We start from the raw sequence: 22411 nt of genomic DNA on the forward strand, positions 1-22411 counted from the left end.
CGTTATTTGAAGCTGTACACCAGCGACTGCACCGTAAGGCCCCAGCCGTCCACCAGCACAAAGAGCGCCAGCTTGAGCGGCAGGGAGATCATGGTCGGCGGCAGCATCATCATGCCCATCGACATCAGCGTGGTGCCCACGATCACGTCAATGATCAAAAACGGCAGATAGATGAGGAAGCCCATCATGAACGCCCGTTTGAGCTCGCTGATGACAAATGCCGGGATGAGCACGCTGTTGGGGATGTTGTCCAGCGATTTGACGGTGGGCGTGCCCGCCATGCTCAGAAAGGTTTTCAGGCTGGCGTTCTCCGTCTGCTTGAACATGAACTGCCGCAGCGGCTTCATGGCGTTCACTTCGGCCTGCTCGGTGGTGATCTGCCCGTTTACCAGCGGCTGGTAGGCCGTGGTGTTGATCTGGTTGATAACCGGCGACATAATGAACAGCGACAGGAACAGCGCGATGCCCACCAGCACCTGATTGGGCGGTGTTTGCTGGGTGCCCAGCGCGTTGCGCAGAAACGACAGGAAAATGATGATGCGTGTAAAGGACGTCATCATGATGAGGATGGACGGGGCCAGCGCGATCAGTGTGAGCAGCAGCAAAATCTGAAGGGTGTTGGCGGTGCCAGACGGGGTGGTCAGGCCGTTGAGCGTCAGCGAGATGCCCGGATCGCTGCTGGCCGCCGAAACGGCAAAGCCGACGGAGAACACGATGCAGAACACCGCCGAGGCTGCGGCAATGCGAAACAGTTTCCGCCCGTGCCTGCCTATCGTGCGGACCGCCCGCTTAATGAGATTGATCATGATCGTCATCCTTTTCGATATGCAGCCACTTGCCCACCTGCGCGCGCAGCTTGCCGCCGGGCATGGAATCCCGCAGGGCCACTTTAAACACGGTGGCAAAATCCTGAGCCGCCGGCACCTCCTCCTGTTCCACCGTTTCGGGGTCAAGCTCCCGCAGCGTGGTCATGCCGGAGGAGGTGACCCCCACGACCAGCACCTTATCCACCGCCCGCACAAGCAGGATGGAGCTGTCACGCGAGAGCGGCACTTTTTCCAGAACGCGGATGTTCCGGCCGCCCCGCATCCCCAGAAAATGCCCGCCCGCGACGATGCGGGTAACGACATAGGCCAGAAAGAAAAACAGGACGACGATGGCCAGCGTCAGCAGCAGCTTGATGATTTCCAAAAGCGGGGAACCTCCTTATGGTCCGGCGCGCGGCCGGTTATTCCGGCAGCACGCGGGAGATGGCGGCAAGCAGCCTGTCCGCCTGGAACGGTTTGACGATGAAATCCATGGCGCCTTCCTTGATGGCTTCCACCACCATTGCTTCCTGCCCCATAGCCGAGCACATGATGATCTTCGCGCCCGGATCTATTTTCTTGATGGCTTTGAGCGCGCCGATTCCGTCCAGATTGGGCATGGTGATATCCATGATGACCAGATCCGGCGAGGCGCCCGCGTATTTTTCCACAGCCTGCTGCCCATCCTGCGCTTCGTCGGCGATCTCATAGCCGCCTTTGGTCAGGATGTTTTTGAGCATCATGCGCATAAAAGCGGCGTCGTCGACGACCATGATTCTTTTTCCCACAATAATTTCCCCCTATTTTACTTACTTAGGCTTTGGATTGTTTGCCGATGATCTCGGTGATGCGTACACCAAAATTTTCATCAATGACCACCACTTCCCCCTGCGCAATCAGTTGGCCGTTGACGATGATATCCACCGGATCGCCCGCCTGCTTGTCCAGCTCGATGATGGAACCCACGGCAAAATCCAGTATCTCGCGCACCAGCTTGCGCGACCTGCCCACTTCCACCGAAAGGTCGAGCGGCACTTCCTGAATGAGCTCGAAATTGTTCTGTTCCTCGTGGCTCAGAACCGGCTGCGGCGCAAACTGCGGCAGCACTGCGGGGCGCACGGCCGTGGCCGCCGCGGCGGCCTCCTGCCTGGCCGCCGCTGGCGCGGCGGATGCTGCAGGCGCTGTTGGCGCGGAGACCGGAGCCGTAGCGGCGGCTGGCGCCGCTGGCGCGACGGATACGGGCGGCGCGGCGGGTTCAGGGGCCGGCGGCTCCGACTGCGGCGCGGCCGGCGGTTCCGGCGCAGACCCCGACATTTCCGAAAGATTGGAAATGCCCATTTTGTCGAGCATCGCCTGCACAAGCTCCCGTTGAAAATCGCGAGTCATCACCATGAAGATCTCGCTTTCAAACATATTTTCCACAAAGAACCGGAACTTGACGAAGACGACCTGGTCGGCCTGGCTGTATATAAACGCCAGCTTTTCTTCCTTGTTTTCCTCCGTGAGGACAAAGGCGGACGGCGGCGAGATATTGACCGTGCGGCCTATGAAGCCCGAAAGCGCGGTGGCGGAGCCGCCCATCATCTGGTTCATCACCTCGGCGATGGCGCTGATCTGGATCTCGCCGAACTCCTCGCTCTCCACGTCGCCGCCCATCAGCAGGTTGACGATCTGGGCCGCGTCCGCAGAGCGCATAATCAGGAAGTTTTCACCGATCACGCCCTCGGTGTAGGAAATGATGACGCCGATGGACGGGATCTTCTCCAGATCTTCTATGGCCTGGCGGGAGCCTTTTTCCACATGCGGCGACGTGATGACCACCTTTTGACCCAGGATATTGGACAGCGCCGTTGCCGCAGAGCCCATGCTGATGTTGCTGATTTCGCCGAGTATGTCTTTCTCATCCTGTGTCAGGACAAAGCCTTCATTTTGACTCATCTTTCACTCCACTCTCCAGCATGATCCGGTCCACACGGATGGCCCGGTTGTTGTGCCATGTGCCGAGCGTTCCCTCAAACCATTTTTCTTTGCCCGAATAGACCGCCGCTTTCTCGTCCAGATGCTGGTCCAGCGGAACCACATCCCCCACCTGCAGTTGCAGGGCCTCGTGCAGCGTGATGCGCGCAGTGCCCAGCACGGCCCGCAGCTCGATGGGGATCTGGCGCACTTTGCGCAGCAGGTTTTCCCGGCTGGCCTGCTCATCGCCGGTTTTGCTGCGGCTTTCGGTGAACCAGTAACGGGTGTTGAGGTGTTCAAGCACCGGCTCCAGGATCACATAGGGAATACAGAAACTGATGTTGCCCACCACATCCCGGATCTCCACATCGAGCATGACGATGACGACCGTCTCGTTTGGCGAGACCAGCTGGCTCTGGCGCGAATTGTTTTCCAGCCGCACAAAATCCGGCTGGAGGGCATACACATTCTCCCATGCATCCCCCACCAGTCGGCACACCGTCTGCACCACCTGGCGCAGCAACTGCATCTCGATATCGGTATAATCCCGGTCGGCCTCGTAGATTTCACCGGGGCCGCCCAGCAGCCTGTCGATGATTCCAAACGCCACGGACTGGCTGAGGGTAACCATAGACGAGCCCTCCAGCGGTTTCATATCCAGCACGCCCATCAGAACATTGGATTCCAGCGCGTTGGAATACTCGAAAAAACGCTGCTCCTCAATGGTCAGTACTTCCACTTTACAATAGCTGCGGAGGGTCCCGGAAAGGTAGGAGGAAAGCAGACGCCCGTAATTTTCATAGATGATGCTGAGCGTTTTCATCTGCTCTTTGTTGAATTTTTTGGGGATTTTGAAATCATAGGGGCGCACTTTCTTTTCCGTGCTGATCGTTTCCAGTTCGTTGACGCTGATGTTCCCGTCATGCAAAGACTGCAACAGCTCGTCGATCTGGTTTTGCGATAAAACGTCGCTCATACGAAAACCTTCCTTTCCTTTGAAATGGATACCGCCCGCGCGACGGGCGCTTTGCCCTCATCACGACGCGCGGCGGGCCTGTTTCACAATCGGATGCAGAATGGTGCGCAGCCGCTCCTGTACCACAAACATCGGCTCTCCGGCCTGCACGGCAAGAATCCCCTCGATCGCGGCCTGCCGCTGAATCTCCTGCCGTTCGGCCCCGGCCCGGACACGCGCCGCAAGCGGCAGCATCACCACATAGGCCGCCAGCGCGCCATAGGCCACCGGCAACAGGGCCGCCGCGATACCGGGCGCGAGCGTTTGGGGACCGGCGTAGCGGTGGAGCATCAACACCGTCTTGAGCAGCGTGCCCGCGCCGCCCACACCGATGGCCAGATAGGCCATGCGCTCAAACAGCTCCTGCGCGGCATGTTCGCGGGCTTTTTGGCAGTCCGCCTGTTTTTCCAACACCGCGCGCACCGTTTCCGGGCTGGCCCCGCCCGATATGAGCAGCAGTCCCTCCCGCACCAGCGCGTCCGAAACACGCGGCTCCGCATCCTCCAGCGCGATCAGGCCCTTTTCCCTTGCCAGCCTGGCGAGAGAAAACAGTTCCTCCTCCAGCTTTTTGCTTTCAGTCCGGCGCATGGCAAGCACCGCGGCGCCGAGCCTGTCGCGGAGCATCCCCCCCGGCAGACCCATGCAGCCAAGCGCCGCCATCCCCCCCACCACCAACAGCGCCGAACGCCCGTCCAAAAGCAGCGCCGGATTCCCGCCGCCCAATATGAACGCCGCAAAAAGCGCGGCACAGCAGATCAAACCAACTACAAACGACATGGAAACGGCATCCCTCTCCGGCAGCTTTTACGACAGTATCCGACACGCGTGGGCAGCCGAGGCCGCAGTCCCGCGCACCGACGGTCATACATACGGGTCTTCTTCCCCGCCGGGGCGCCTGACGCTCTCCCGCCGCGTTTCGAACGGTCGCGCCACCACGATCGCACGGCGATAAAAGGCCACCATCCTGTCGATCACCGTTTCCGCGTCTTCTTCCACCAGCAGCTTCTTGCCGCTCTTGAGCGTGATGACGGTGTCGGGCGTCTCTTCCATGAATTCCACCTCAAAGGGATTGACATAAAACGGCCCGCCGTTCAGCCTGGTGACTCTAATCACTGCCCTATTCCTCCCGCGGCAACGGTTATGAACGCTTCAGGTTGACGATCTCCTCGAGGAGGGAGTCGGCGACGGTAATGACGCGCGAGTTGGCCTGGAAACCGCGCTGGGTCACGATCATGTTGGTGAACTCCCGGGCCAGATCGACATTGGACTGCTCGAGCGCGCCGGAGATGAGCGTGGTGCTGTTGCCGTTGCTGGCCTGGATGTAGGTCGGCGAACCGGAGCTGACCGACTGGGTGAAGGAGGTGTTGCCCGCCTGCGACAAACCGCCGTCGTTGGGGAACGTGGCCAGCGCGACGATGATCGGGTCGCTTGCCGATGCGGTCGTTGCGCCGTTGGACGTGCCGTACTCAAACGTGCCGGTAGAGGAACCGATCGTCCCCGAGATGGTGCCGTCGCTGTTGATGGTCAGGTCGGAGATGTTGGTGTTCGCCGTGACCGTTACATCACTGGACGTGCTGGTGCCGGCCGCCGTGGGGTGGAAGGTCGCGCCGATGAGGCTGATGGCGTGCAGGGTGGGTAAGCTGGTCGGATCCGCCTGATAAGCGGCCAGCGAGGTGGCATCCATGCCCATCACATAGTTGCCGTTGGCATCCACCAGATAGCCGCTCGCGTTTTTCTGGAAATTACCCACACGGGTGTAATAGTCAGCCACGGTCGCGCCGCTGCTGTTGGTTGTGGAACCTGCCGTATGGCTGGCGGAATCGGTGCTGACAATGAAATAGCCCTCGCCGTTGATGAACAGGTTGGTGGGCACATTCGTGGTCGTTTCGCCGGTGGTGCTCATATCCTTGCTCACGCCGCTGACCTTCACGCCGTAACCGACCTGCGTGGCGTTGGTATTATCCGTGCCGCCCTGGAGGGTCTGGTAGAACAAGTCGCTGAAATCCGTACGGCTGGCCTTGAAGCCGTCGGTATTGACGTTGGCGATGTTGTTGCCGATGACATCCATGGCTGTCTGCTGCGCCTGCAGGCCGGTGACTGCTGAATTGAGTGCTCTCATTGAAGATCTCCCTTTCTTTCAAGCCTGTCATGATACGATCTGTTCGGAAAACGCCGCCGCACCCCGCGGGCTATCGGACATTCAAGCCCGCAGACCCTCCTGAAAGGACCGGGTCATACGATGACGGCGCCGTCGATATTGGTGAAAACGTGGTCTGCCTGCTCGCCCACCGGCATGGCCGTCACCACGGTCTTGCCGGGCACGTCCACAATGAACGCCAGCCCGTCGAGCAGCACAAGCGAATCCCGCAGGCCGTGGCCCGCCGCCTGCGCCACCGCGCGGCCGAGCTTCTGCATCTCGCCGCTGTCCAGCCGCACATGGCGGTCGGCCAGCCGCTCCAGCGCATGCCTGGAAAAGCGGACCCCGTTTTCTTCTTCCTGCGCGGCGGCCAGCGCCTGCGCGAAGGAAACGGAAGCAACCTGCTGCCCCGCCTGCGCCGCCTGTGCCTGGGGACCGACCGGCGACAGCAGGATATTGTTTACCTGAAACTCTGCCAACAAACAATCCCCCTTTCGATGTGTCTGCTCATGCCGAAGTGGACGAGGAGGTGTCCGTGGAGGAACCGGAAGAAGAAACCAGATCGGTCGATGTGACGCGCGTCACATCAGTGAGCGGGACCCAGCCGCCGTTGATGTAGCACTGCGGTGTGGAGGAATCACTGAAATCGACCGCCTGCACCACGCCCTCGGAGGTGGCGCTGACCCCTGTGCTGGCATCGGTCGTGGTGTAGAGCACATCCTTGCCCACCATGGCGGTGCCCGCCTGAATGCCCGCCGTCTGCGCCAGCTTCTGCGTCTGCTCCACCATGCTGAACTGCGCCATCTGCGCCATGAACTGGCTGTTGTCGGTCGGCTCCAGCGGGTCCTGATACTCAAGCTGCTTGGTCATCAGTGTGAAGAAATCCGACATGCCAAACGTGCTGCTGGAATCATCGGTGGACAGTGTGGAGGACGCGGCGGGTAAAGAACCCAAGGATGAAATGCTGCTGATATCCATACAAACGCTCCTTTCTTAGGCCGTGATGTTGACGAAAGACGCAAAGGCAGGCGCCTGCGTGTCTCCGGAAGGCTGCTCCTGCTGCCGCGCCTGCTGCCCCTGCTGCCGCGGGTGCGGATTTTGGCCGCTTTGCTGGTATGCGTTCTGCCCGGTCGCGTCGGGCTGGGTATAAGACACCACCGCCTTTTCCACGGGCACGCCGCTGCTCTGCATGGCGCCTTTCAGGCTTTCAAGCCCCGCGGCGAGCATCTGGCCGGTATGATGGCTATCCGCCACGATTGAGACCGTGAGCGCGCCGCCCTGTGACACCAGCTTGATGGTGATGCCGCCGAGATCCTCCGGGCTGAGGCGGACGCGCAATTCACTGCGCTGCGCGGCAAACGCGGTCTTCACCGCGTCGGCCACCTGCGCGGCCGCGCCCGTGTCGGCCGAAGGCTGCGCCTGTGCCGGCTCCGCCAGCCGGAAAACCGGCTGCGCCGAAACCGCCTGACCCACCGGCTGGGCATCGGTACCCCCGGGCAGAGCGCTCCTGGTATCCTGCTCATCGTGCGGGCCGGTCCGGCTCCCGCTGTCGGAGGCATCCGACGCTTCGTCCGCAGCCGTCGGCGAAGCCACACCGATACCGGATACTGCCGCCTGCATCTGCGCCGGGCCGCCTGTCTGCACCGGTTTGGCACCCGGCGAAGCCTGCACGGAAACAGACGCCGCAAGCGTCGTACTGCCGGCAGACGGCAGCACAAGTGGCTGCGGGAGCGCCGCTTGTTCGGTGCCCGCTGCCGGCGGGGCCGCGTCCTGTGCCGCTGTGGCGATGGTTGGAACACTGCCCTGCACGGCTGACGCCTGCTCGGTGGATACGGCCGCCGGAATCGCCTGCCCGTTTTGCGCCGCCGTGGCGACGGCTGGGACGCCGCTCTGCACGGCTGACGCCTGCTCGGTGGATACGGCCGCCGGAATCGCCCGCCCGTTTTGCGCCGCCGTGGCGACGGTTGGGACGCCGCTCTGCACGGCTGCCGCCTGCTCGGTGGATACGGCCGCTGGAATCGCCCGCCCGTTTTGCGCCGCCGTGTCGACGGCTGGGACGCCGCTCTGCACGGCTGCCGTCTGCTCGGTGGATACGGCCGCCGGAATCGCCTGCCCGTTTTGCGCCGCCGTGGCGACGGCTGGGACGCCGCTCTGCACAGCTGCCGTCTGCTCGGTGGATACGGCCGCCGGAATCGCCTGCCCGCTTTGCACCGCCGTGGCAACGGTTGGGACGCCGCTCTGCACGGCTGCCGTCTGCTCGGTGGATACGGCCGCCGGAATCGCCTGCCCGCTTTGCACCGCCGTGGCGACGGCTGCCGCCTGTGAAACGGCAGTGCTTACAGGCGCCGCCTGCGCGGGCTTCGGCGCTGCGGGTACGGAAAACACCTCTCCGCCCTGCGCCGCCGAAGCCGCGACGGGCAGGCCGGTTTGCACGGATGACACGGGCAGGCCGGCAACGGCCGCCTGCATGGCGAAAACCGACCCAGCCGCAACGGGAACAGTCGTGCTGGAAGCGGCCTTGCCTCCCTGGGCCGCCTCACCCTGCGCGGAAGCCGCGCCGGACGGCGTGACCGCCTGTGCAAAGAACGGAAGCCCCATCATCTGCAAAACGAGCTGTGCAGCGGTCTCCTGCTTTTGCGCGGAAGGCCGGCCGCCATCACCGCCCGCGTCTGCACCCGTGGAGGGCGACTCACCCTGCGCACCCTCGGCGGCCTGCCCTCCGGCTCCCTGCGGAAACAACAGTGAGGCGAAATCCGCCGCGCCGCCCTGCGCCGCCGCCGTACCGGTATTCCCGTTCGTCTGGACGGCTGTCTGCGTTACATTGGTTATCTGCATCTTTTTCACCCCCTTTCGCCGCGCTCCCGGTCTCACCAGTGGAGACGCGCCGCAATCTGTTCTTCGATCTCTTTTTCTGTTTGTATCTTCTGTTCCCGGTGATAGAGCCGGATCTGTTTTTCATAAAGCGCGTCGATGGTCTTGCGCGCCTGCATCTTTGTCATCAGCAACTCTCTGGCCTGCTCGACGGTTTCAGTCTGCTCCCGTATGCGCGCGGCGTTGTCTTTCCTGCGCGCCCGCAGCTCCGCCAGATAGGACTGGATACGCATCATCTCCGCCGGAACGGCGCCCGCACCGCAGACCCGCAGATACCGCGCCGACCACTGCCGCTCGGCCTCCCGCAGTGCTTCCGCCTCCTGCTCCAGGAGGCGCAGGGCATGCTGCTCGCGCGCAAGCACGTCTTTCTGCTCGCGTTCCGCATATTGCCGCAGATTGCGCACCGGCGCAAGCCGGAATTTGAATCGCTGCATGCTTCCGCCTCCTCATCACGCCAGCGCCTGCCGCATGGCGTCGATCGTCCGGCTGAACGAAAACGGCTCGCCCACACGCTGGCAAAGGAATGTTTCGATGGCCTTGTGGTACCGGATGGCCGTGTCCACTTCCTCGCTGCTGCCCGGCTTATAGGCCCCGATGCTGATGAGGTCGGCATAGTTTTCATAGGTGGCCATCAGGCGGCGCATCTTTCCGGCCAGCTCCATATGGGCGGGATCGGCGATATCCGGCATCAGGCGGCTGATGCTGGCCAGCACGTCGATGGCGGGATAATGATTCCGCATCGCCAGTGCGCGGGTGAGCACGATGTGCCCGTCCAGGATGCCGCGCACGGTGTCGGCCACCGGCTCATTCATGTCGTCGCCCTCCACCAGCACCGTGTAGATGCCGGTGATGGAGCCTTTATTAAAATTGCCGGAGCGCTCCAACAGCTTGGGCATGACGGCGAAGATGGAGGGCGTGTAACCGCGCGCCACGGGCGGCTCGCCGGTGGCCAGGCCGATTTCGCGCTGCGCCATGGCAAAACGGGTGAGGCTGTCCATCATCAGCATGACGTTTTTGCCTTTGTCACGGAAAAACTCCGCTACCGCCGTGGCCACCAGCGCGCATTTGACACGGGCCATGGCCGGGCGGTCGGAGGTGGCCACCACCAGCACGGTGCGCGCCATGCCCTCGGCCTGAAGGTCTTTCTCCATGAAATCCCGCAGTTCGCGCCCGCGCTCGCCCACCAGCGCGATGACGTTGACGTCGGCCTGCGCGTTGCGGGCGATCATGCCCATGAGCGTGGATTTGCCCACGCCGCTGCCCGCAAAAATGCCGATGCGCTGCCCTTTGCCGCAGGTGAGCAGCCCGTCGATCACCTTTACACCCAGCGGCATGCGCTCTTTGATGCGCGGCCGCTGCAGCGGGTTGGCGGGCTCGACGTCGATGAGGTAATGCGCCTCGGACGCGATGGGACCCTTGCCGTCGATGGGTGTGCCCACACCGTCAAGCACACGGCCGACCATATCCATGCCGACCGGCACATAAAACGAGTGGCCGGTGGATTCCACCACGCTGCCGGGGCCGACACCCTGCAGGTTGTCATACGGCATCAGAAGCATACTTTTGTCCCGGAAGCCGACCACCTCGGCCATCACCGGCCTGCCGCCCGTGTTGGGAAAAATGCGGCAGACCTCGCCGATGCGCACCGCGGGGCCCACCGATTCCACCGACAGGCCGGTCACACGCTCTACCCTGCCGCGGCTGACGGTGAGATCGGCCGCGCGGATCGTTTCAATGGCCTGCTGCAGCATGGCGGTCCCCTCCGGTCTGCCCGTCCGGAAAGCCGATCAGACGCATCGCTTTCCGGAACTGTGTTTCCACGCTTGCGTCCACGCTGCCCGCCTCCGTTTCCAGGATGCAGAGACCGTCGTCTCCGGGCGTCTGGCGGAGCTCCAGGCTCCGAAGCCCGTCGATCTGCTTCTTCATCCACTCCAGATACCGGGAGGCGATGCCGCAGCCATACGGGCTGGCGCGCAGCACGGCATGTTCCGCGCGGCCGACATGCGCGGCCGCCTGCGCGAACAGCCGCAGAAACGGCTGATCGCCGCAGTGCAGCTCTTCATCCAGCGTGCGGCGCGCTTCCCGCACGGCCGCGGCGGGCAGCCCGTCCTGCCGGGCGGCCAGCTCCTGCCGGGTCTGTTCCGCCAGGCCGGTGCACGCGGCTTCCGTTTCCGCCCGCTCCCGCTCGATCCGGTCACGCACGGCGGACAGAACCTGATCCCGGCCCGCCCGGGTGCCTTCCTCAAGCCCCTCGCGCATGCCGCACAGGCGTGCCTCGCGGATATCCTGCCAGTTGGCGCCGTGCGGCAGAGCGGCCGCAGAGACTGCCGCCCGCGCAGCCTGCTCATCCTGTTGTCCCGAATGCCGTATCAACTCTGCCACCGCTCCTTTCCGCTTGTGAGGGCCCGGCGCTTTACACATCCAAGCCGCCGGACCGCAGCAGCCTGCCGGCGATCTTCTCGATGCGCGCCTGCGCCTGCGCCGTGTCTTCCAGCGGGACGGGACCTAAAAACTCCATCTCCTGCCGGGCCGTTTCCTGCGCGCGTTTGGGCAGGGCCCCGAGCAGCGCCGCGCAACCTGCCGCGTCCATCCCCTTGAGGGCGACGGCCAAGTCGTGCATCCGGACATTTTTAAGTACTTTCTGCAATGCGCGGGCCGACAGACCGGGCAGGTCTTTGAAAAACACGGCGGGGCCCGGCGCATCCTCTGAAAAGGCGTGTTCCGCCGCCTGCCGGACCTCCTCCGCATCCAGCGCGGGCAGGTCCTCCACGGGCGTGGACCGCTCTGCGGCAACCGCTTGCACCGGCTCGGACAAGAGGAACGGCTGCGCCTGGTTTTCGTCCGACACGGGCAACAGACCGCGTGTTTCCTCCGGCTTGTCCGGCACGGGCTCAGGCAGATCGGTATGCTGCCCGAAGATCTTTTCCACCATCGCCCGGGCGAATGCCTCCGCCTGCCGTCCGCAGTCCTCGTCCGCCGCACGCAGCGCCTCTTCCTGCCGCCGCCTGGCTTCCGCAAGCCGCGCCCGGTTCTGCTCATGCGCCTGCGCAAGCTGCTGCCCGGCTTCTTTCTCGCCCTGCCTGCGCCCGGATTCTTCACCCGTGCACATCATCTGCACTTTGGCGCGCAGATACTCCGCCCGTGCCTGCATGCGGATGTCCTGCTCTCTGCGAAGCCAGATGACGCGCCGTTCGCTCTCCGAACGGTCCCGCACGAGATCGGCCATGCCGTCGTGCAGCAGAATCGGCTCGCCGGTCTGCACGGTGCTGCTTTTCAAAACATTAGACAAGGATATCATCCTTTCCGCCGCGGCCGATGACGATCTCGTTTGCTTCTTCCAGTCTGCGGATGGCCTGCACGATCTTCTGCTGCGCCTCTTCCACTTCACTGAGCCGCACCGGGCCGAGGAACTGGATTTCTTCCTTAATGGTATCCTGCATGCGCTTGGTCATATTCTGGAAGATGAGGTCGGCAACGTCTTTGTTGGCGCCTTTGAGCGCCACCACCAGGTCTTTGGTGTTCACCTCGCGCAGGAAACGCTGGATGCCGCGCGAATCGAGATAGATAATGTCTTCAAACACAAACAGCCTGCGTTTGACTTCTTCAGTGAGCTCGGGGTCCGTTTTGTTGAACTCGTCCAGAATGTATTTTTCGGTGGCGCGGTCGGCGCGAATGAGAATCTCGGCGATGGATTTGACGCCGCCGATTTCGGTGAAATTGGAATTCACCACATTGGAGAGCTTGGTCTCCAGCAGGTTTTCCACTTCCTTGACGATCTCGGGAGAAGTCCTGTCCATCATGGCGATGCGTCTGGCCACATCCGTCTGCTTTTCGCGCGGCAGCTCGGCCAGGATGGCGGCCGCCTGCTCCGGCGTGGTGTAGAGCAAAATGAGCGCAATGGTCTGGGGATGCTCATACTGGATGAACGACAGCAGGTGTTTGGGGTCGGCCTTTTTGAGAAATTCAAACGAATGCGCGTGAAGCGAATCGGTGATGCGATTGATGAGCTGCATGGCTTTTGCGGAACCGTACGCCTTCTCCAGCACCTGCTTGGCATAACCGATGCCGCCGTCGGAAATATATTTTTGCGCCAGACAGAGCTCATAGAACTCCGAAAGCGCCGCGTCGAGCTTACCGGAATCCACCTGCTGGATGGAAGCTACTTCCACGGTGAGCGTCTCCACCTCGTCATCCTTCAGGTATTGATAGAGGCGCGCGGCGCGCTCCGGCCCCAGTGAAATGATCACCATTGCGGCTTTGGTCTTATTGTTCAGCTGCGAACCAGCGGCTGCATTTGCCAACCCTTTCACCCCCACATGCACAAACGATGTCCCGCCACACGCGGCTTCAGTTATCCTTCAGCCAGTTGCGCAACAGCTGTGCCACCAGCTCCGGCTTGCTGTCTGTAAAATCTTCGATCTGCTTTTTCACCGGGTTGTCCGGCATCTCATCCAGTTTTTGAGCCAGCTCCGCCGACATGGGCGGCCCGGGTTTCACAGGCTGGGCGGCCTGCGCCTGCTCGGCCTGCGCCTCGGCCTCCTCCTGCAGCGCCTTTTTGCGCTTCCGGCCACGCAGCAGGAAAAACAGAAGCAGCAGGATGAGCACCACGGCGGCCGCACCAATGCCCGCGATGGTAAGCAGCGTGGTGGGGCTCCCCAGGCCGGACGTGCCGCTCGCGGACCCTTTCCCGCCGGAACTCACCGCGCTGGACGACGCAAAACGCATCAACTGCACGTTGACGTTCTGCGGCGCGGTGCCCACGGCGTAGGCCACAAACTGCTGCACCTGTGTGGGGTCCAGCCCGGCGATGGCCTGGTTGGCACTGTTGAGCATGATGCCGATGGTCAGGTTCTTGATGGAACCGCCCTTGTCCTGCACCTGCTGCTGCACCTGGTTGTAGAGATAGGTCGTATTGGTGTTCTGTTGTGTCACGGTGCCGGAAAGCGAACTGGTCTGGCTGCCGCTGGTCGGGTATGCCGGCTGCGCGCCGTTGACCCCCACCGTGCCGCCCGACGCCGTCCCGGTCCCGCCGGAAACCGTAATGCTGGAACTGACACTGGACGGGAAACCCTGGCCGTTGTCGGGCCCGGAATAGGTGGTGGTGTTGGTGGTGGTGGTGGTAAAATCGAGGATGGCCGCGGGGGAAACCTGCACGTTCGCCGCGCCGTATACCGGGCCGAGCACCGAGAGCACCTTCTGCCGGATCTCGCTTTCCACCTGCACACGCAGCGCCAACTGGTCGGACGTGGCACCCGAAAGATCGTCGCCCGTGTTATTCAGCGTGTTACCGTCGCTGTCCGCCACGGTGACATTGTCCGCCGAGAGGCCGGACACACTGTGCGAAACGATGTTGACAATACCGGTCACCTGTTTCTGGGTGAGCGTGGTACCGGGCGTGAGTGTGAGCTTGACGCTGGCGGTGGGCGATACTTTGTCCGATTCGAGCACATAGGTGTCGTCGTTGCCCTGCGTGATGGTCACGATGGCATTCTTGACGCCGGGAATTGTCTGAATGGTGCTCTGCAGGCGGTCCTGTATCTGGTAAAGGGCAAGCTGTTGCTTGTCCTTGTCGGTCATCGCCCAGTTGTTGCCGCTTTCATAAACCGAGTAATTGAGCGTCGTCTGCGGATATCCGTCCACCGCCAGCTCCATGCGCGCCTGGTCCGCGACGGATTTATCCACATAAATGCTGTTGCCGTCCAGCTTATATTTAATGCCCCGCGTCTGCAGGTCGGCCACGATCTGGCCGGACTCCGCGTCGCTCAGCCCACTGTAAATCAGTTCATATTGCGTCTGTGTCAGGAGCATGTTTGCAGCTACGGCGCCCACTATGGCGCCCACTACGACTATCACAAGCAGCACTCTGACTTTCGCGCTCAATCCTGTCCAGAAACGGTTCAAACCGGCCGCGATCTTCTTCAGGCCTGCATCCATGCATACACCTCCTCATGCATCGGTTTGTTTACACCTGCATGTTCATGACGGTATTGTATGCCTGAAGGGCGTTGTTGCGGACACTGGAAGCCAGTTGGAGCGCCACCTGCGCCTTACTGCTGTCGATAAGCAACTGCGCGGGGTTGTCCATTTCACCGGCGGCCGCCTTGACAATATCGGCCTGAAAGGCGGAATCGGTCTGGTTGACACCGTCCACCAGCTGATTGTAGATATCCCCAAACATCTGCGTGCCGTCTACCGTCGTGCCGGAAGCCGTTTGTGCGGTGGAAAGACCGGTCTGACTGAGGGAAGCGATTTGTGGCAAGATGGAAATACTCAAGGATGTAACACGTTCCTTTCCTATCGGGTCAAATAACAGAAATGCCGGACAAGGTCACAAAATATTTAAAATTTTTAAAGACAGAGTCTAAATTTTCCGAATTTACTTGCCGATATCTAAAGAGGAGACGGCCATGCCTTTCAGCGCATTAAATGCGGTTACGTCCGCTGAATACGAACGTGAGGATTCCATCAGGTCCGTCATCTCGGTCACGGTGTCCACGTTTGGCAGGCGCACGTAGCCGTCCGCGCCCGCATTGGGGTTTGTCGGGTCATACGAAAGTTTAAAATCGGAAGAATCGGTCTCGATCGCATCGACCTGCACGCCGCCCGGCCCTTCGCCGGTGGCGCCGGCCAGATAGCCGTCGAACGTCGGCTGCGTGCGCTCTGAAAACGAAACCGTCTTGCGCTGGTAAGGACCGCCGTCGGCCGTCTCCGTCGTATCCTGGTTGGCCAGGTTTTCGGAGATGACGTCCATCCGCAGGCGCTGCGCCGTCAGTCCCGACCCGGGAATATTCAGTGCATTCAAAAACACGGCCGTCAACCCTCCCCGCCGGAGGCTGCCGTCTTCAGCATGGAAAGCTGATCCGAAACGCCCCGTGTCAAATAACTGTATTGCAGCTGGTTGCGCATCAGCTCCACCATCTGCGTTTCCATATCCACACCATTGGAGTCGGAACTGCTGATGGTTCCGGATTCCACCTGCACCTGAGGCGAAACGCTGTCCAGCTCACCGGCGCTTAGACTGCCGTCGGAGATCGCCTGGCTGAGCTGGTCTTCAAAAGAAACGCTCTTCTGCTGGTAACCCGGGGTATCCGCATTGGCGACGTTGTCGCTGATCACATTGCTGCGCTGCCAAAGCGCGTCGATCGCCTTGGTACCTGCATCCATCGAAAGCATATTGATAGAACCCGACACGGCGCACTCGTCCCCCTTCCTGAGTATTTGACGAACGGCATCCTGACGCATCTCTGAGCGTATATTCACATTCGGGAACAGGCTCAAACATTGGTGACATGCCCCCCGGAGAAGAACCGGCGCCTTGCTCCTGGCTTCGTCAAATCTCCCCACAATCCCAAACTTTTCGTCATTTTTCCAGCTTTTATACACAGCATTTATTATACTGCGCCCGCCTGTGATACGCAACCGGATTCTTGTAAGAAACCGCACCCTTTTTACGAAAATGTGCCGCGGTCCGCCACAGGCATTTGCGCGGTTTCCCCTTAAAATGGCCGGGAGGAAAATCCCATTCGGTCAACCGCATATTCATAATAGTATGTTTTGGAGAAGGATGTCAATCCATATACAAAATTTTTACAGTTTTTTGTCGTTTTCTGTCTGTTTGATGCTGAATTTTATGGAATAATTTACAAAATATATACATCATTGTTCTTTTTTGTCCCGGGTATTGACAATTGAAAACCTCTAGTATATAATAATCCCGCATTTCGAGGCGTAGCTCAGTTTGGTAGAGTGCTTGGTTTGGGACCAAGATGCCGCAGGTTCGAGTCCTGTCGCCTCGACCAGCGGGCCGTGCCCGCAGACAAACACGCCCTTCACTGTTGTGGAGGGCGTGTTGCTTTGTGCCCGTATATTATCCATAGGCCGGCATATCGCTTTCTTCACAAAGCATATCAACAAATCTCAAAAGAGTGGCGGAGGGTGAAACTCCTTTTGCCCGCACAAAGCAGGTGCGCATGGTGCCGAATTGCGGCGGGACCGCAAACGTGCGCAGCAAGCCCATCTGTTCTTTCTGCATGACGACCTGCTTCATCACAAACGAGGCCCCCAATCCGGCCATCACACCGTTTACAATGGCGTCGATATTATTAAATTCCATATACCGGACACCGGGAAGCCCTTTAAAACGCAGATATTCTTCCAGTGCCATCCGTTTATAACAGCCGACCGTATTCATTAAAAACGGCAGTGTGAAAACATCCTGTAGGCGCCTGACGGCCGGAGGAGCGATCAGAACCAGCTCCAGATCGGTCGTCCAGACTTCCTCAAGCGTTTCCTGATCGTAGTTCGTTGCGGCGATAAACGCGCCGTCCAGTTTAAAATGTCGAATCTGATCGACCAGATCCGCCGACGGCAACGTTAAAAACGAAAGCTCCACATCCGGAAAATTGCGATGATACCGCGCAAAAATCTGCGGCAGATCGACAGCCGAAACAGGGTGGTATGTGCCGATAGCCAACCTGCCCTGGGGTTTTCCGTCGTCTTGCAGTACATAGCGTGCCTCGTCCAGCATACGCAGGACCTGTTCCGCATACGGCAGCAGCTTTTCACCTGCCGGTGTCAAAACCATCCCATGCTGCCGCTGGAACAGCGGGGTGCCCACCTCTTTTTCCAGCGCCCGTATATGCGCCGTCACATTCGATTGGACATAGCCAAGCGCATGTGCGGCTTTGGTGACGGTTCCTTCCACCGCAACCGCACGAAAAATCCGCAAGTCACCGCTTTCCATTCAACACCCCCCTATCATCACATAAAGTGAACGAATCCATCTCATATATTCATTTTACATCATGCCGCTTTTCCTGTAAACTGAAAACAGAAAAAGGAAACTGGAGGGTGCGTCCTTCGGCCTGTTCCGGTCAGGAGAATTTACTATGAAACAAACATCCACCAACAAGTGGGCGATCTTATCGGTCGTCACACTGGCTTCGTTCATCACAAACGTCGATTCCACCATCGTCATCATCGGGCTGCCCAAGTTGATGCAGGGACTGCATCTCTCCGTGGATGCCGGCCTTTGGGTGATTACCGCCTATGTGATCACCAGCACGGTCTTTTTGCTTCCGGCTGGCAAATGGTCGGACCGCGTGGGCAAAAAGCGCATCTTTATGGGCGGCTTTTCACTCTTCACCATTGCAACCGTCCTATGTGCGCTGGCGGGGTCCAGCACCGCCATCATTGCATTTCGGTTTTTGCAGGGAGCGGGCGCATCCATGGCGCTTGCCACAGCAACTCCCATTATTATGCAGACATTTGCAAAAAAAGAGCTCGGGCTGGCTGTCAGCATCAACGCGACATCCTGGGTGCTGGGAGCCATCATCGGGCCGGTCATCGGGGGCGCTTTGATCGACACGCTCGGCTGGCGCTCTATTTTTGCGCTCACCGCTCCTTTTGCCATAGCCGGCGTGCTTCTGGCGGCGTTTGTGCTCCGTCCCGATCGTGTGCACACGGATACGAAAATGGATTGGGCGGGACTGTTTACATTCGGCCTTGGGCTGACCGGTCTCATGGTCATCCTCTCGGAGGGAGGCGGCTGGGGCTGGCTTTCGCCCGCAGTCATTCTTCTGGCCGCAGGCACAGTCGTTTTGTTCTTCCTGTTCATCCGAACGGAAAAGCATGCCGCATCGCCGCTTTTTGATCTCGGGCTGCTCCTCAACCGGCAGTATTCCACCGGGCTTCTGATTGCCATAGGCTATATGATCGGGTTCTATTCCATCACGTTTCTGCTGACCATCTACCTGCAAGGCGCCCTGCGGCTGGATGCGCTGCACGCCGGGCTTCTTCTCATCCCGCTCTCGGTGCCGCAGCTGGTCCTCAGCCCGCTTTGCGGCAAACTGGTCGACCGCGTCGGCGCGCCGGTATTACTGGCCGTGGGCCTGACCGGCATAACAGCCGGGCTTCTGCTGCTCGGAACCCTGGGGCCCAGTCTTTCCACACCGGCTTTGTCCGGAGCGCTCATTCTGGTTTCCGTTTCCAACAGCTTCGCCTGGCCCTCCATCGCCAAGACCATTTTGGAAACCGCTCCAGCCAAACAGGCAGGCATCGCCTCCGGCATGTTTTTTACGGTCAATTATGCTTCCCGGGCCGTCAGCCAGACCTTTGTCCTGCTATTGATGGAAATCGGTGTGCCGGCTGTGTTGGTGACGCGGGCAATGGCCGGAACAGGCGGAGCGGAATCTGCGGTTCAGAGACACGCCCTTGTTCTATCCGCCGACGTAAGCTTTCGTATTTTTGCGATTTTTACAGCAGCTTCCGTCATAACCACACTGTTTTTCATTCGCACCAGACGAAAAACAATCCCGCACGCACGGTAAGCCCGCATCACGGGTGTTGCAGGCTCGTTTGAAAAGGCCGGTGCGGGCGGTCAAGCTCCTGCGGTACTTTACCGACAAAAACATCCGCATCAACTGCACGGTTATGAGGTCAAACGCGGATTCCTATCGCCGTGTAAAGACGAACATCGCGGACCTTCTTGATATTCCGGTTCGGTATGACAGCGCCCGGTCGTCATGGACGACGGGTGCCGGGACCATAACGTATCCACTCAATATTCCGCTTTATTTTTGTTATTGGTCATACCGGTTCGCACCAAAGTGGATTTTACGATCACATTGCATCGCACGGTGGGGTAGATTTCCGGCCAGTTATTCTTAATTTTTTCCCATTGGCGGGGATATTTTTTGTAAAAGCTCTGACCCAGCCCCAATATATCCGACTTATATTCCGTTTGCGTTTTGTTCAGAAGCTCTTCCACAAGGGCTTTCACTTTTTCGTTGTGTTCCTCTTCCAGCTTGGCAATCACGTCGATATCCGTTACATCCGTATCGTCGTGTACTTCGTCAATATTGGAAACATCGCTGATATTGATATCAAAAGAAATCTCCGAGCCGTTAAAATGCGGCTCGATGTGGCTATGCTCGCAAAGCACCTGCGTCGTAATCAATGAGTTTTGGTCTTGCAAACCATTGACGTTGACGACGGCACTTTTGATTTTGCCGGCCGCAAAATTGTAAGCTGTCGTTTCGTCTTCGCTTAAAAAGCCCTGAAATTTGTCAAACGCAAAAACCGCGCTGCCTGCGTAGTTGATATCCGTTTGCTGCCCGTCTGCGCTTTGCGTACCCGTCTGTGTTTGCAGAGAATTCATTTCCGGTGTTAAACTAAAGATTCCCAAAAGCGGATCCATGCCGTACGCATAGCAGCTTTGATTGAAATCCAGCAGGGTTTTATAAACCGATCCGGGGTTTCTGAACGAAACATTATCAAATTTGCTGAGCGCTATGGAAGGAATGCGTTCCGTTTTGTTATCGTAATCCAAAACATCGCGCGCTTTGGTATCCTTGGCAACCGCAAGGAGCATGTTGTCACGCGATTCGATATCTCTGGTAAAAAAGTCCAGAATGTTGTTCATTCCTTCTCTTGCAACCGCTTCGTCTACAATAATTAGGCCGTTATGTGAATAAAATGGACTCCTTTCATATTTTTGGGATAATTTCCGTTGGGCACTGAAAAATGTATCCCCTTCACTGGAAATATCTTTATATGGTTTTTTGTTGTTCTCCTGGTTTTTTTGCATGTTCCCCGGCAGTATGACCTGCAGGGTAATCTGGTAGTGATTGGTTTGCGCATCTTTGTCAATGGCAATGCCGGTCACAATGCCGATTTCATTCATCTCTTTTTCATCCCAGCATGCACATCCGGTCAAAAACATCATGGAAAAGCAGAGCAGCATCGCGCACAGTTTTTTCATACAGCATCTTCTCTTTATTTAAGAATCGTTTTGTTTTGCCGGGCTTGAGAAATACGACAGCCATTTTGTCGGCAAACGCCAAAAAGTGTCTTTCAACAGTCCTTTTTTATTCAACGGCACCACGGGAGAAAGATAGGGCATTCCAAAAGAATGGATGCTGCACAGCCGTATCAGAATGACAATGGAAACCATTTCTATGCCCAGAAATCCGAAACACGCACACAAGAACAGCAGCGCCAACCGAAAAAATATGATGATATTTTTCATGTGATAATTTAAAATGGCCGTAACCCCTGTCAAGGCAATGATGATTACCATGGGCGCACTGACGATACCTGCATCCACAGCCGCCGTACCGATAATTAAGGCGCCAATAAAACTGATGGTCTGGCCGACCGGACGCGGCGCCCGGACACCCGCTTCCCGCAGGATATCAAAGACAAAGGTCATGACCAATGCTTCCACAAAAGTCGGGAACGGTATGCCTTCTCTGGACGCCGAGGCCGTAATCAGCAACGTAAGCGGCAGCATTTCCTGATGAAACGTGGCCATGGCTACATAAACCGGGACGATCGATATCGTCAGGATGAACGAAACGATCCGCACCAGCCTGCTGAAGGAGGCAAAAAAGGCCGGCATATAATAATCTTCCGCATTATGGAATTCTTCCATAAAAAAATAGGGGATAATGATTGCCATAGGCGAACCGTCGGCCAATATGGCAATTTTCCCTTCCATGATTTTTGCCGCCGTCTTGTCCGGGCGCTCCGAAACGCCAATGGTATTAAACGGAAAACTTGGTTTATCTGAAACAAGGTCTCTGATGGTGGTGGTGTCCAAGATCAACTCGGTTTCCATTGCATCAAGCCTGTTGTGGAGCGTTTTCAGCACGCCCGTATCGATAATACCACGCAAATACACAAGATAAATCGGCGTTTTGATACCATGTTTTGGAACATATTTTTCCACAATCAGCCGTGGAGTACGCAGAATGTTGCGAACCAGCGAAAGATTGATTTTCACGCTTTCCACAAAGGATTGGTGCGGCCCAAATACTGATGCCTCCATCGTCGGCGTCGGTATACTGCGGGTCATTCGTTTTTCCAGATCTATCGTAATCGCGCGGTTGCATCCCTCAAGAAATATGGCCACGCGCCCATTGACTACCGCATGCACGACATCCTGAAAATGTTTGGCTTTTTCAACTTGTCCAAAGCTGATGACGCGTTCACTTGCTATATCCACAGCAGACGCCGCGCTGTTTTCCAATATGCGGCCGCCTGTCTGCAGCAGCGCGCGCAGGACATGCTGCGCAAGCATATCTTCATCCACAAGACCCGACAGATAGAACGCAAAACCTTTTAAAGATTCGCCGGCACCCATCACAAAGTCTTTGAACGTTGTATCGACGGAACCGTTAAAAATTCGAATAAGAGAACGCCGGTTTTTCTCCAGGCTTTTGTCAACGGCAGTGTGGATGTCGGGGTCGTCTTGCTGTTCCGTTTGTTTCAGTGCGCTGTCAATATAGTTGTTAAAGTGATTTTTCATATTCCAACGCCCCCTTACGATACAGTGTTTACCTTTGATCGCATTATATGAAGCATTAGTTTTTCATAAAAAGCAAGATTTTGGAGAGACATAATTTCCCCTTGCCCCGGCGATACTAATATTTGTTTTAACCAAGCCATCATGGAGGAACAGAAATGGTTCATTTCAAAAGCCTGCCGCTCATTTGGCAGGCATTGAGCTTTTTTGAAAAACTTCTGATTATCGGTGGTGCAGTCACGATACTGCTGCTTCTGTTCCTTTGTGTGTATTATTTGGCAAAGCGTTTTTACTGAACATCATACAGGTTGGGGTGGAGA

Annotated in this window: 25 protein-coding genes and 1 tRNA gene; 3 read left to right on the forward strand and 23 right to left on the reverse strand. The window is 58.4% G+C overall.

The window, feature by feature from the left end; translation table 11 throughout:
• Positions 1-2: 2 nt before the first annotated feature.
• The 20 genes from fliP to flgB form a co-directional block, all read right to left on the reverse strand.
• Positions 3-806, reverse strand: coding sequence for a flagellar type III secretion system pore protein FliP (gene fliP / locus ETHHA_RS12910; protein ID WP_013486399.1), 804 nt, complete (start codon positions 804-806; stop codon positions 3-5).
• On the reverse strand, positions 790-1191 hold the full coding sequence (gene fliO, locus ETHHA_RS12915) for a flagellar biosynthetic protein FliO (RefSeq protein WP_013486400.1): 402 nt from the start codon (positions 1189-1191) through the stop codon (positions 790-792). The genes fliP and fliO overlap by 17 nt, the downstream gene beginning before the upstream one ends.
• Positions 1192-1228: 37 nt before the next feature.
• Positions 1229-1594, reverse strand: coding sequence for a response regulator (locus tag ETHHA_RS12920; RefSeq protein ID WP_106919249.1), 366 nt, complete (start codon positions 1592-1594; stop codon positions 1229-1231).
• 25 nt (positions 1595-1619) lie between these two features.
• Entirely contained in the window at positions 1620-2744 is a 1125-nt protein-coding gene (gene fliY, locus ETHHA_RS12925) for a flagellar motor switch phosphatase FliY (RefSeq protein WP_013486402.1), read from the reverse strand.
• Complete coding sequence (gene fliM / locus ETHHA_RS12930) at positions 2731-3738, reverse strand: flagellar motor switch protein FliM (RefSeq protein ID WP_013486403.1); 1008 nt, start codon at positions 3736-3738, stop codon at positions 2731-2733. Before fliM ends, fliY begins: the two co-directional genes overlap by 14 nt.
• 60 nt (positions 3739-3798) lie before the next feature.
• Positions 3799-4554, reverse strand: coding sequence for a motility protein A (locus ETHHA_RS12935; protein WP_013486404.1), 756 nt, complete (start codon positions 4552-4554; stop codon positions 3799-3801).
• 84 nt (positions 4555-4638) lie between these two features.
• Positions 4639-4890 carry a flagellar FlbD family protein gene (locus ETHHA_RS12940; RefSeq protein WP_013486405.1) on the reverse strand — a complete coding sequence of 84 codons (252 nt, stop codon included), beginning with the start codon at positions 4888-4890 and terminating at the stop codon, positions 4639-4641.
• A 25-nt stretch (positions 4891-4915) separates the two neighbouring features.
• Positions 4916-5896 carry a flagellar hook-basal body protein gene (locus ETHHA_RS12945; protein ID WP_013486406.1) on the reverse strand — a complete coding sequence of 327 codons (981 nt, stop codon included), beginning with the start codon at positions 5894-5896 and terminating at the stop codon, positions 4916-4918.
• Positions 5897-6009: 113 nt separating this feature from the next.
• Complete coding sequence (locus ETHHA_RS12950; protein WP_013486407.1) at positions 6010-6393, reverse strand: TIGR02530 family flagellar biosynthesis protein; 384 nt, start codon at positions 6391-6393, stop codon at positions 6010-6012.
• Positions 6394-6421: 28 nt separating this feature from the next.
• Positions 6422-6892 carry a flagellar hook assembly protein FlgD gene (locus tag ETHHA_RS12955; protein WP_013486408.1) on the reverse strand — a complete coding sequence of 157 codons (471 nt, stop codon included), beginning with the start codon at positions 6890-6892 and terminating at the stop codon, positions 6422-6424.
• A 15-nt stretch (positions 6893-6907) separates the two neighbouring features.
• Positions 6908-8749 (reverse strand): flagellar hook-length control protein FliK, encoded by a 1842-nt coding sequence (locus ETHHA_RS12960; RefSeq protein ID WP_013486409.1) that lies wholly within the window; start codon positions 8747-8749, stop codon positions 6908-6910.
• A gap of 32 nt (positions 8750-8781) precedes the next feature.
• Positions 8782-9219 (reverse strand): flagellar export protein FliJ, encoded by a 438-nt coding sequence (locus ETHHA_RS12965; RefSeq protein ID WP_013486410.1) that lies wholly within the window; start codon positions 9217-9219, stop codon positions 8782-8784.
• A gap of 15 nt (positions 9220-9234) precedes the next feature.
• Positions 9235-10536 (reverse strand): flagellar protein export ATPase FliI, encoded by a 1302-nt coding sequence (gene fliI, locus ETHHA_RS12970; RefSeq protein ID WP_013486411.1) that lies wholly within the window; start codon positions 10534-10536, stop codon positions 9235-9237.
• Positions 10517-11167, reverse strand: a complete 651-nt coding sequence (locus tag ETHHA_RS12975; RefSeq protein WP_137143919.1) for a FliH/SctL family protein — start codon at positions 11165-11167, stop codon at positions 10517-10519. Before ETHHA_RS12975 ends, fliI begins: the two co-directional genes overlap by 20 nt.
• 31 nt (positions 11168-11198) lie before the next feature.
• Positions 11199-12074, reverse strand: a complete 876-nt coding sequence (locus ETHHA_RS12980) for a FliG C-terminal domain-containing protein (protein ID WP_041686887.1) — start codon at positions 12072-12074, stop codon at positions 11199-11201.
• Complete coding sequence (gene fliG / locus ETHHA_RS12985; RefSeq protein ID WP_041687698.1) at positions 12067-13095, reverse strand: flagellar motor switch protein FliG; 1029 nt, start codon at positions 13093-13095, stop codon at positions 12067-12069. Before fliG ends, ETHHA_RS12980 begins: the two co-directional genes overlap by 8 nt.
• Positions 13096-13132: 37 nt before the next feature.
• Positions 13133-14719 carry a flagellar basal-body MS-ring/collar protein FliF gene (fliF, locus tag ETHHA_RS12990; RefSeq protein ID WP_013486415.1) on the reverse strand — a complete coding sequence of 529 codons (1587 nt, stop codon included), beginning with the start codon at positions 14717-14719 and terminating at the stop codon, positions 13133-13135.
• Positions 14720-14747: 28 nt separating this feature from the next.
• Positions 14748-15059: a flagellar hook-basal body complex protein FliE gene (gene fliE / locus ETHHA_RS14825; RefSeq protein ID WP_049776623.1), complete on the reverse strand. Its 312-nt coding sequence runs from the start codon at positions 15057-15059 to the stop codon at positions 14748-14750.
• 102 nt (positions 15060-15161) lie between these two features.
• A complete protein-coding gene (flgC, locus tag ETHHA_RS13000; protein ID WP_013486417.1) occupies positions 15162-15593 on the reverse strand; it encodes a flagellar basal body rod protein FlgC in 432 nt (143 codons plus the stop codon).
• A gap of 5 nt (positions 15594-15598) precedes the next feature.
• Positions 15599-15976, reverse strand: a complete 378-nt coding sequence (gene flgB / locus ETHHA_RS13005; protein WP_013486418.1) for a flagellar basal body rod protein FlgB — start codon at positions 15974-15976, stop codon at positions 15599-15601.
• Positions 15977-16507: 531 nt separating this feature from the next.
• On the opposite strand from flgB, the gene ETHHA_RS13010 reads away from it, so the two are divergent.
• Positions 16508-16584 (forward strand) — tRNA-Pro (locus ETHHA_RS13010).
• A gap of 68 nt (positions 16585-16652) precedes the next feature.
• Here ETHHA_RS13010 and ETHHA_RS13015 read toward each other — a convergent pair.
• Complete coding sequence (locus ETHHA_RS13015) at positions 16653-17528, reverse strand: LysR family transcriptional regulator (protein ID WP_013486419.1); 876 nt, start codon at positions 17526-17528, stop codon at positions 16653-16655.
• Between the two features lie 145 nt (positions 17529-17673).
• Between ETHHA_RS13015 and ETHHA_RS13020 the strand changes: the two genes are divergently transcribed.
• A complete protein-coding gene (locus ETHHA_RS13020) occupies positions 17674-19113 on the forward strand; it encodes an MFS transporter (protein ID WP_013486420.1) in 1440 nt (479 codons plus the stop codon).
• Between the two features lie 230 nt (positions 19114-19343).
• Here the strand turns inward: ETHHA_RS13020 and ETHHA_RS13025 are convergent, their stop codons facing one another.
• Positions 19344-20546, reverse strand: coding sequence for a Ger(x)C family spore germination protein (locus tag ETHHA_RS13025; RefSeq protein WP_013486421.1), 1203 nt, complete (start codon positions 20544-20546; stop codon positions 19344-19346).
• An 18-nt stretch (positions 20547-20564) separates the two neighbouring features.
• Positions 20565-22094 carry a spore germination protein gene (locus ETHHA_RS13030; protein ID WP_013486422.1) on the reverse strand — a complete coding sequence of 510 codons (1530 nt, stop codon included), beginning with the start codon at positions 22092-22094 and terminating at the stop codon, positions 20565-20567.
• A gap of 155 nt (positions 22095-22249) precedes the next feature.
• On the opposite strand from ETHHA_RS13030, the gene ETHHA_RS15720 reads away from it, so the two are divergent.
• Complete coding sequence (locus tag ETHHA_RS15720; RefSeq protein WP_013486423.1) at positions 22250-22387, forward strand: hypothetical protein; 138 nt, start codon at positions 22250-22252, stop codon at positions 22385-22387.
• The last annotated feature ends 24 nt before the right edge of the window (positions 22388-22411 follow it).

This window comes from Ethanoligenens harbinense YUAN-3 (assembly GCF_000178115.2).
Classification (GTDB): Bacteria; Bacillota; Clostridia; order Oscillospirales; family Ethanoligenentaceae; genus Ethanoligenens; species Ethanoligenens harbinense.

What these genes read in the sequence shown, in the direction of transcription:
- fliP (WP_013486399.1), bottom strand. Translation starts at nt 806, where the DNA reads ATGATCAATCTCATTAAGCGGGCGGTCCGCACGATAGGCAGGCACGGG.
- fliY (WP_013486402.1), bottom strand. Translation starts at nt 2,744, where the DNA reads ATGAGTCAAAATGAAGGCTTTGTCCTGACACAGGATGAGAAAGACATA.
- fliM (WP_013486403.1), bottom strand. Translation starts at nt 3,738, where the DNA reads ATGAGCGACGTTTTATCGCAAAACCAGATCGACGAGCTGTTGCAGTCT.
- ETHHA_RS12935 (WP_013486404.1), bottom strand. Translation starts at nt 4,554, where the DNA reads ATGTCGTTTGTAGTTGGTTTGATCTGCTGTGCCGCGCTTTTTGCGGCG.
- ETHHA_RS12945 (WP_013486406.1), bottom strand. Translation starts at nt 5,896, where the DNA reads ATGAGAGCACTCAATTCAGCAGTCACCGGCCTGCAGGCGCAGCAGACA.
- ETHHA_RS12955 (WP_013486408.1), bottom strand. Translation starts at nt 6,892, where the DNA reads ATGGATATCAGCAGCATTTCATCCTTGGGTTCTTTACCCGCCGCGTCC.
- ETHHA_RS12960 (WP_013486409.1), bottom strand. Translation starts at nt 8,749, where the DNA reads ATGCAGATAACCAATGTAACGCAGACAGCCGTCCAGACGAACGGGAAT.
- ETHHA_RS12965 (WP_013486410.1), bottom strand. Translation starts at nt 9,219, where the DNA reads ATGCAGCGATTCAAATTCCGGCTTGCGCCGGTGCGCAATCTGCGGCAA.
- fliI (WP_013486411.1), bottom strand. Translation starts at nt 10,536, where the DNA reads ATGCTGCAGCAGGCCATTGAAACGATCCGCGCGGCCGATCTCACCGTC.
- fliF (WP_013486415.1), bottom strand. Translation starts at nt 14,719, where the DNA reads ATGGATGCAGGCCTGAAGAAGATCGCGGCCGGTTTGAACCGTTTCTGG.
- ETHHA_RS13015 (WP_013486419.1), bottom strand. Translation starts at nt 17,528, where the DNA reads ATGGAAAGCGGTGACTTGCGGATTTTTCGTGCGGTTGCGGTGGAAGGA.
- ETHHA_RS13020 (WP_013486420.1), top strand. Translation starts at nt 17,674, where the DNA reads ATGAAACAAACATCCACCAACAAGTGGGCGATCTTATCGGTCGTCACA.
- ETHHA_RS13025 (WP_013486421.1), bottom strand. Translation starts at nt 20,546, where the DNA reads ATGAAAAAACTGTGCGCGATGCTGCTCTGCTTTTCCATGATGTTTTTG.
- ETHHA_RS13030 (WP_013486422.1), bottom strand. Translation starts at nt 22,094, where the DNA reads ATGAAAAATCACTTTAACAACTATATTGACAGCGCACTGAAACAAACG.
- ETHHA_RS15720 (WP_013486423.1), top strand. Translation starts at nt 22,250, where the DNA reads ATGGTTCATTTCAAAAGCCTGCCGCTCATTTGGCAGGCATTGAGCTTT.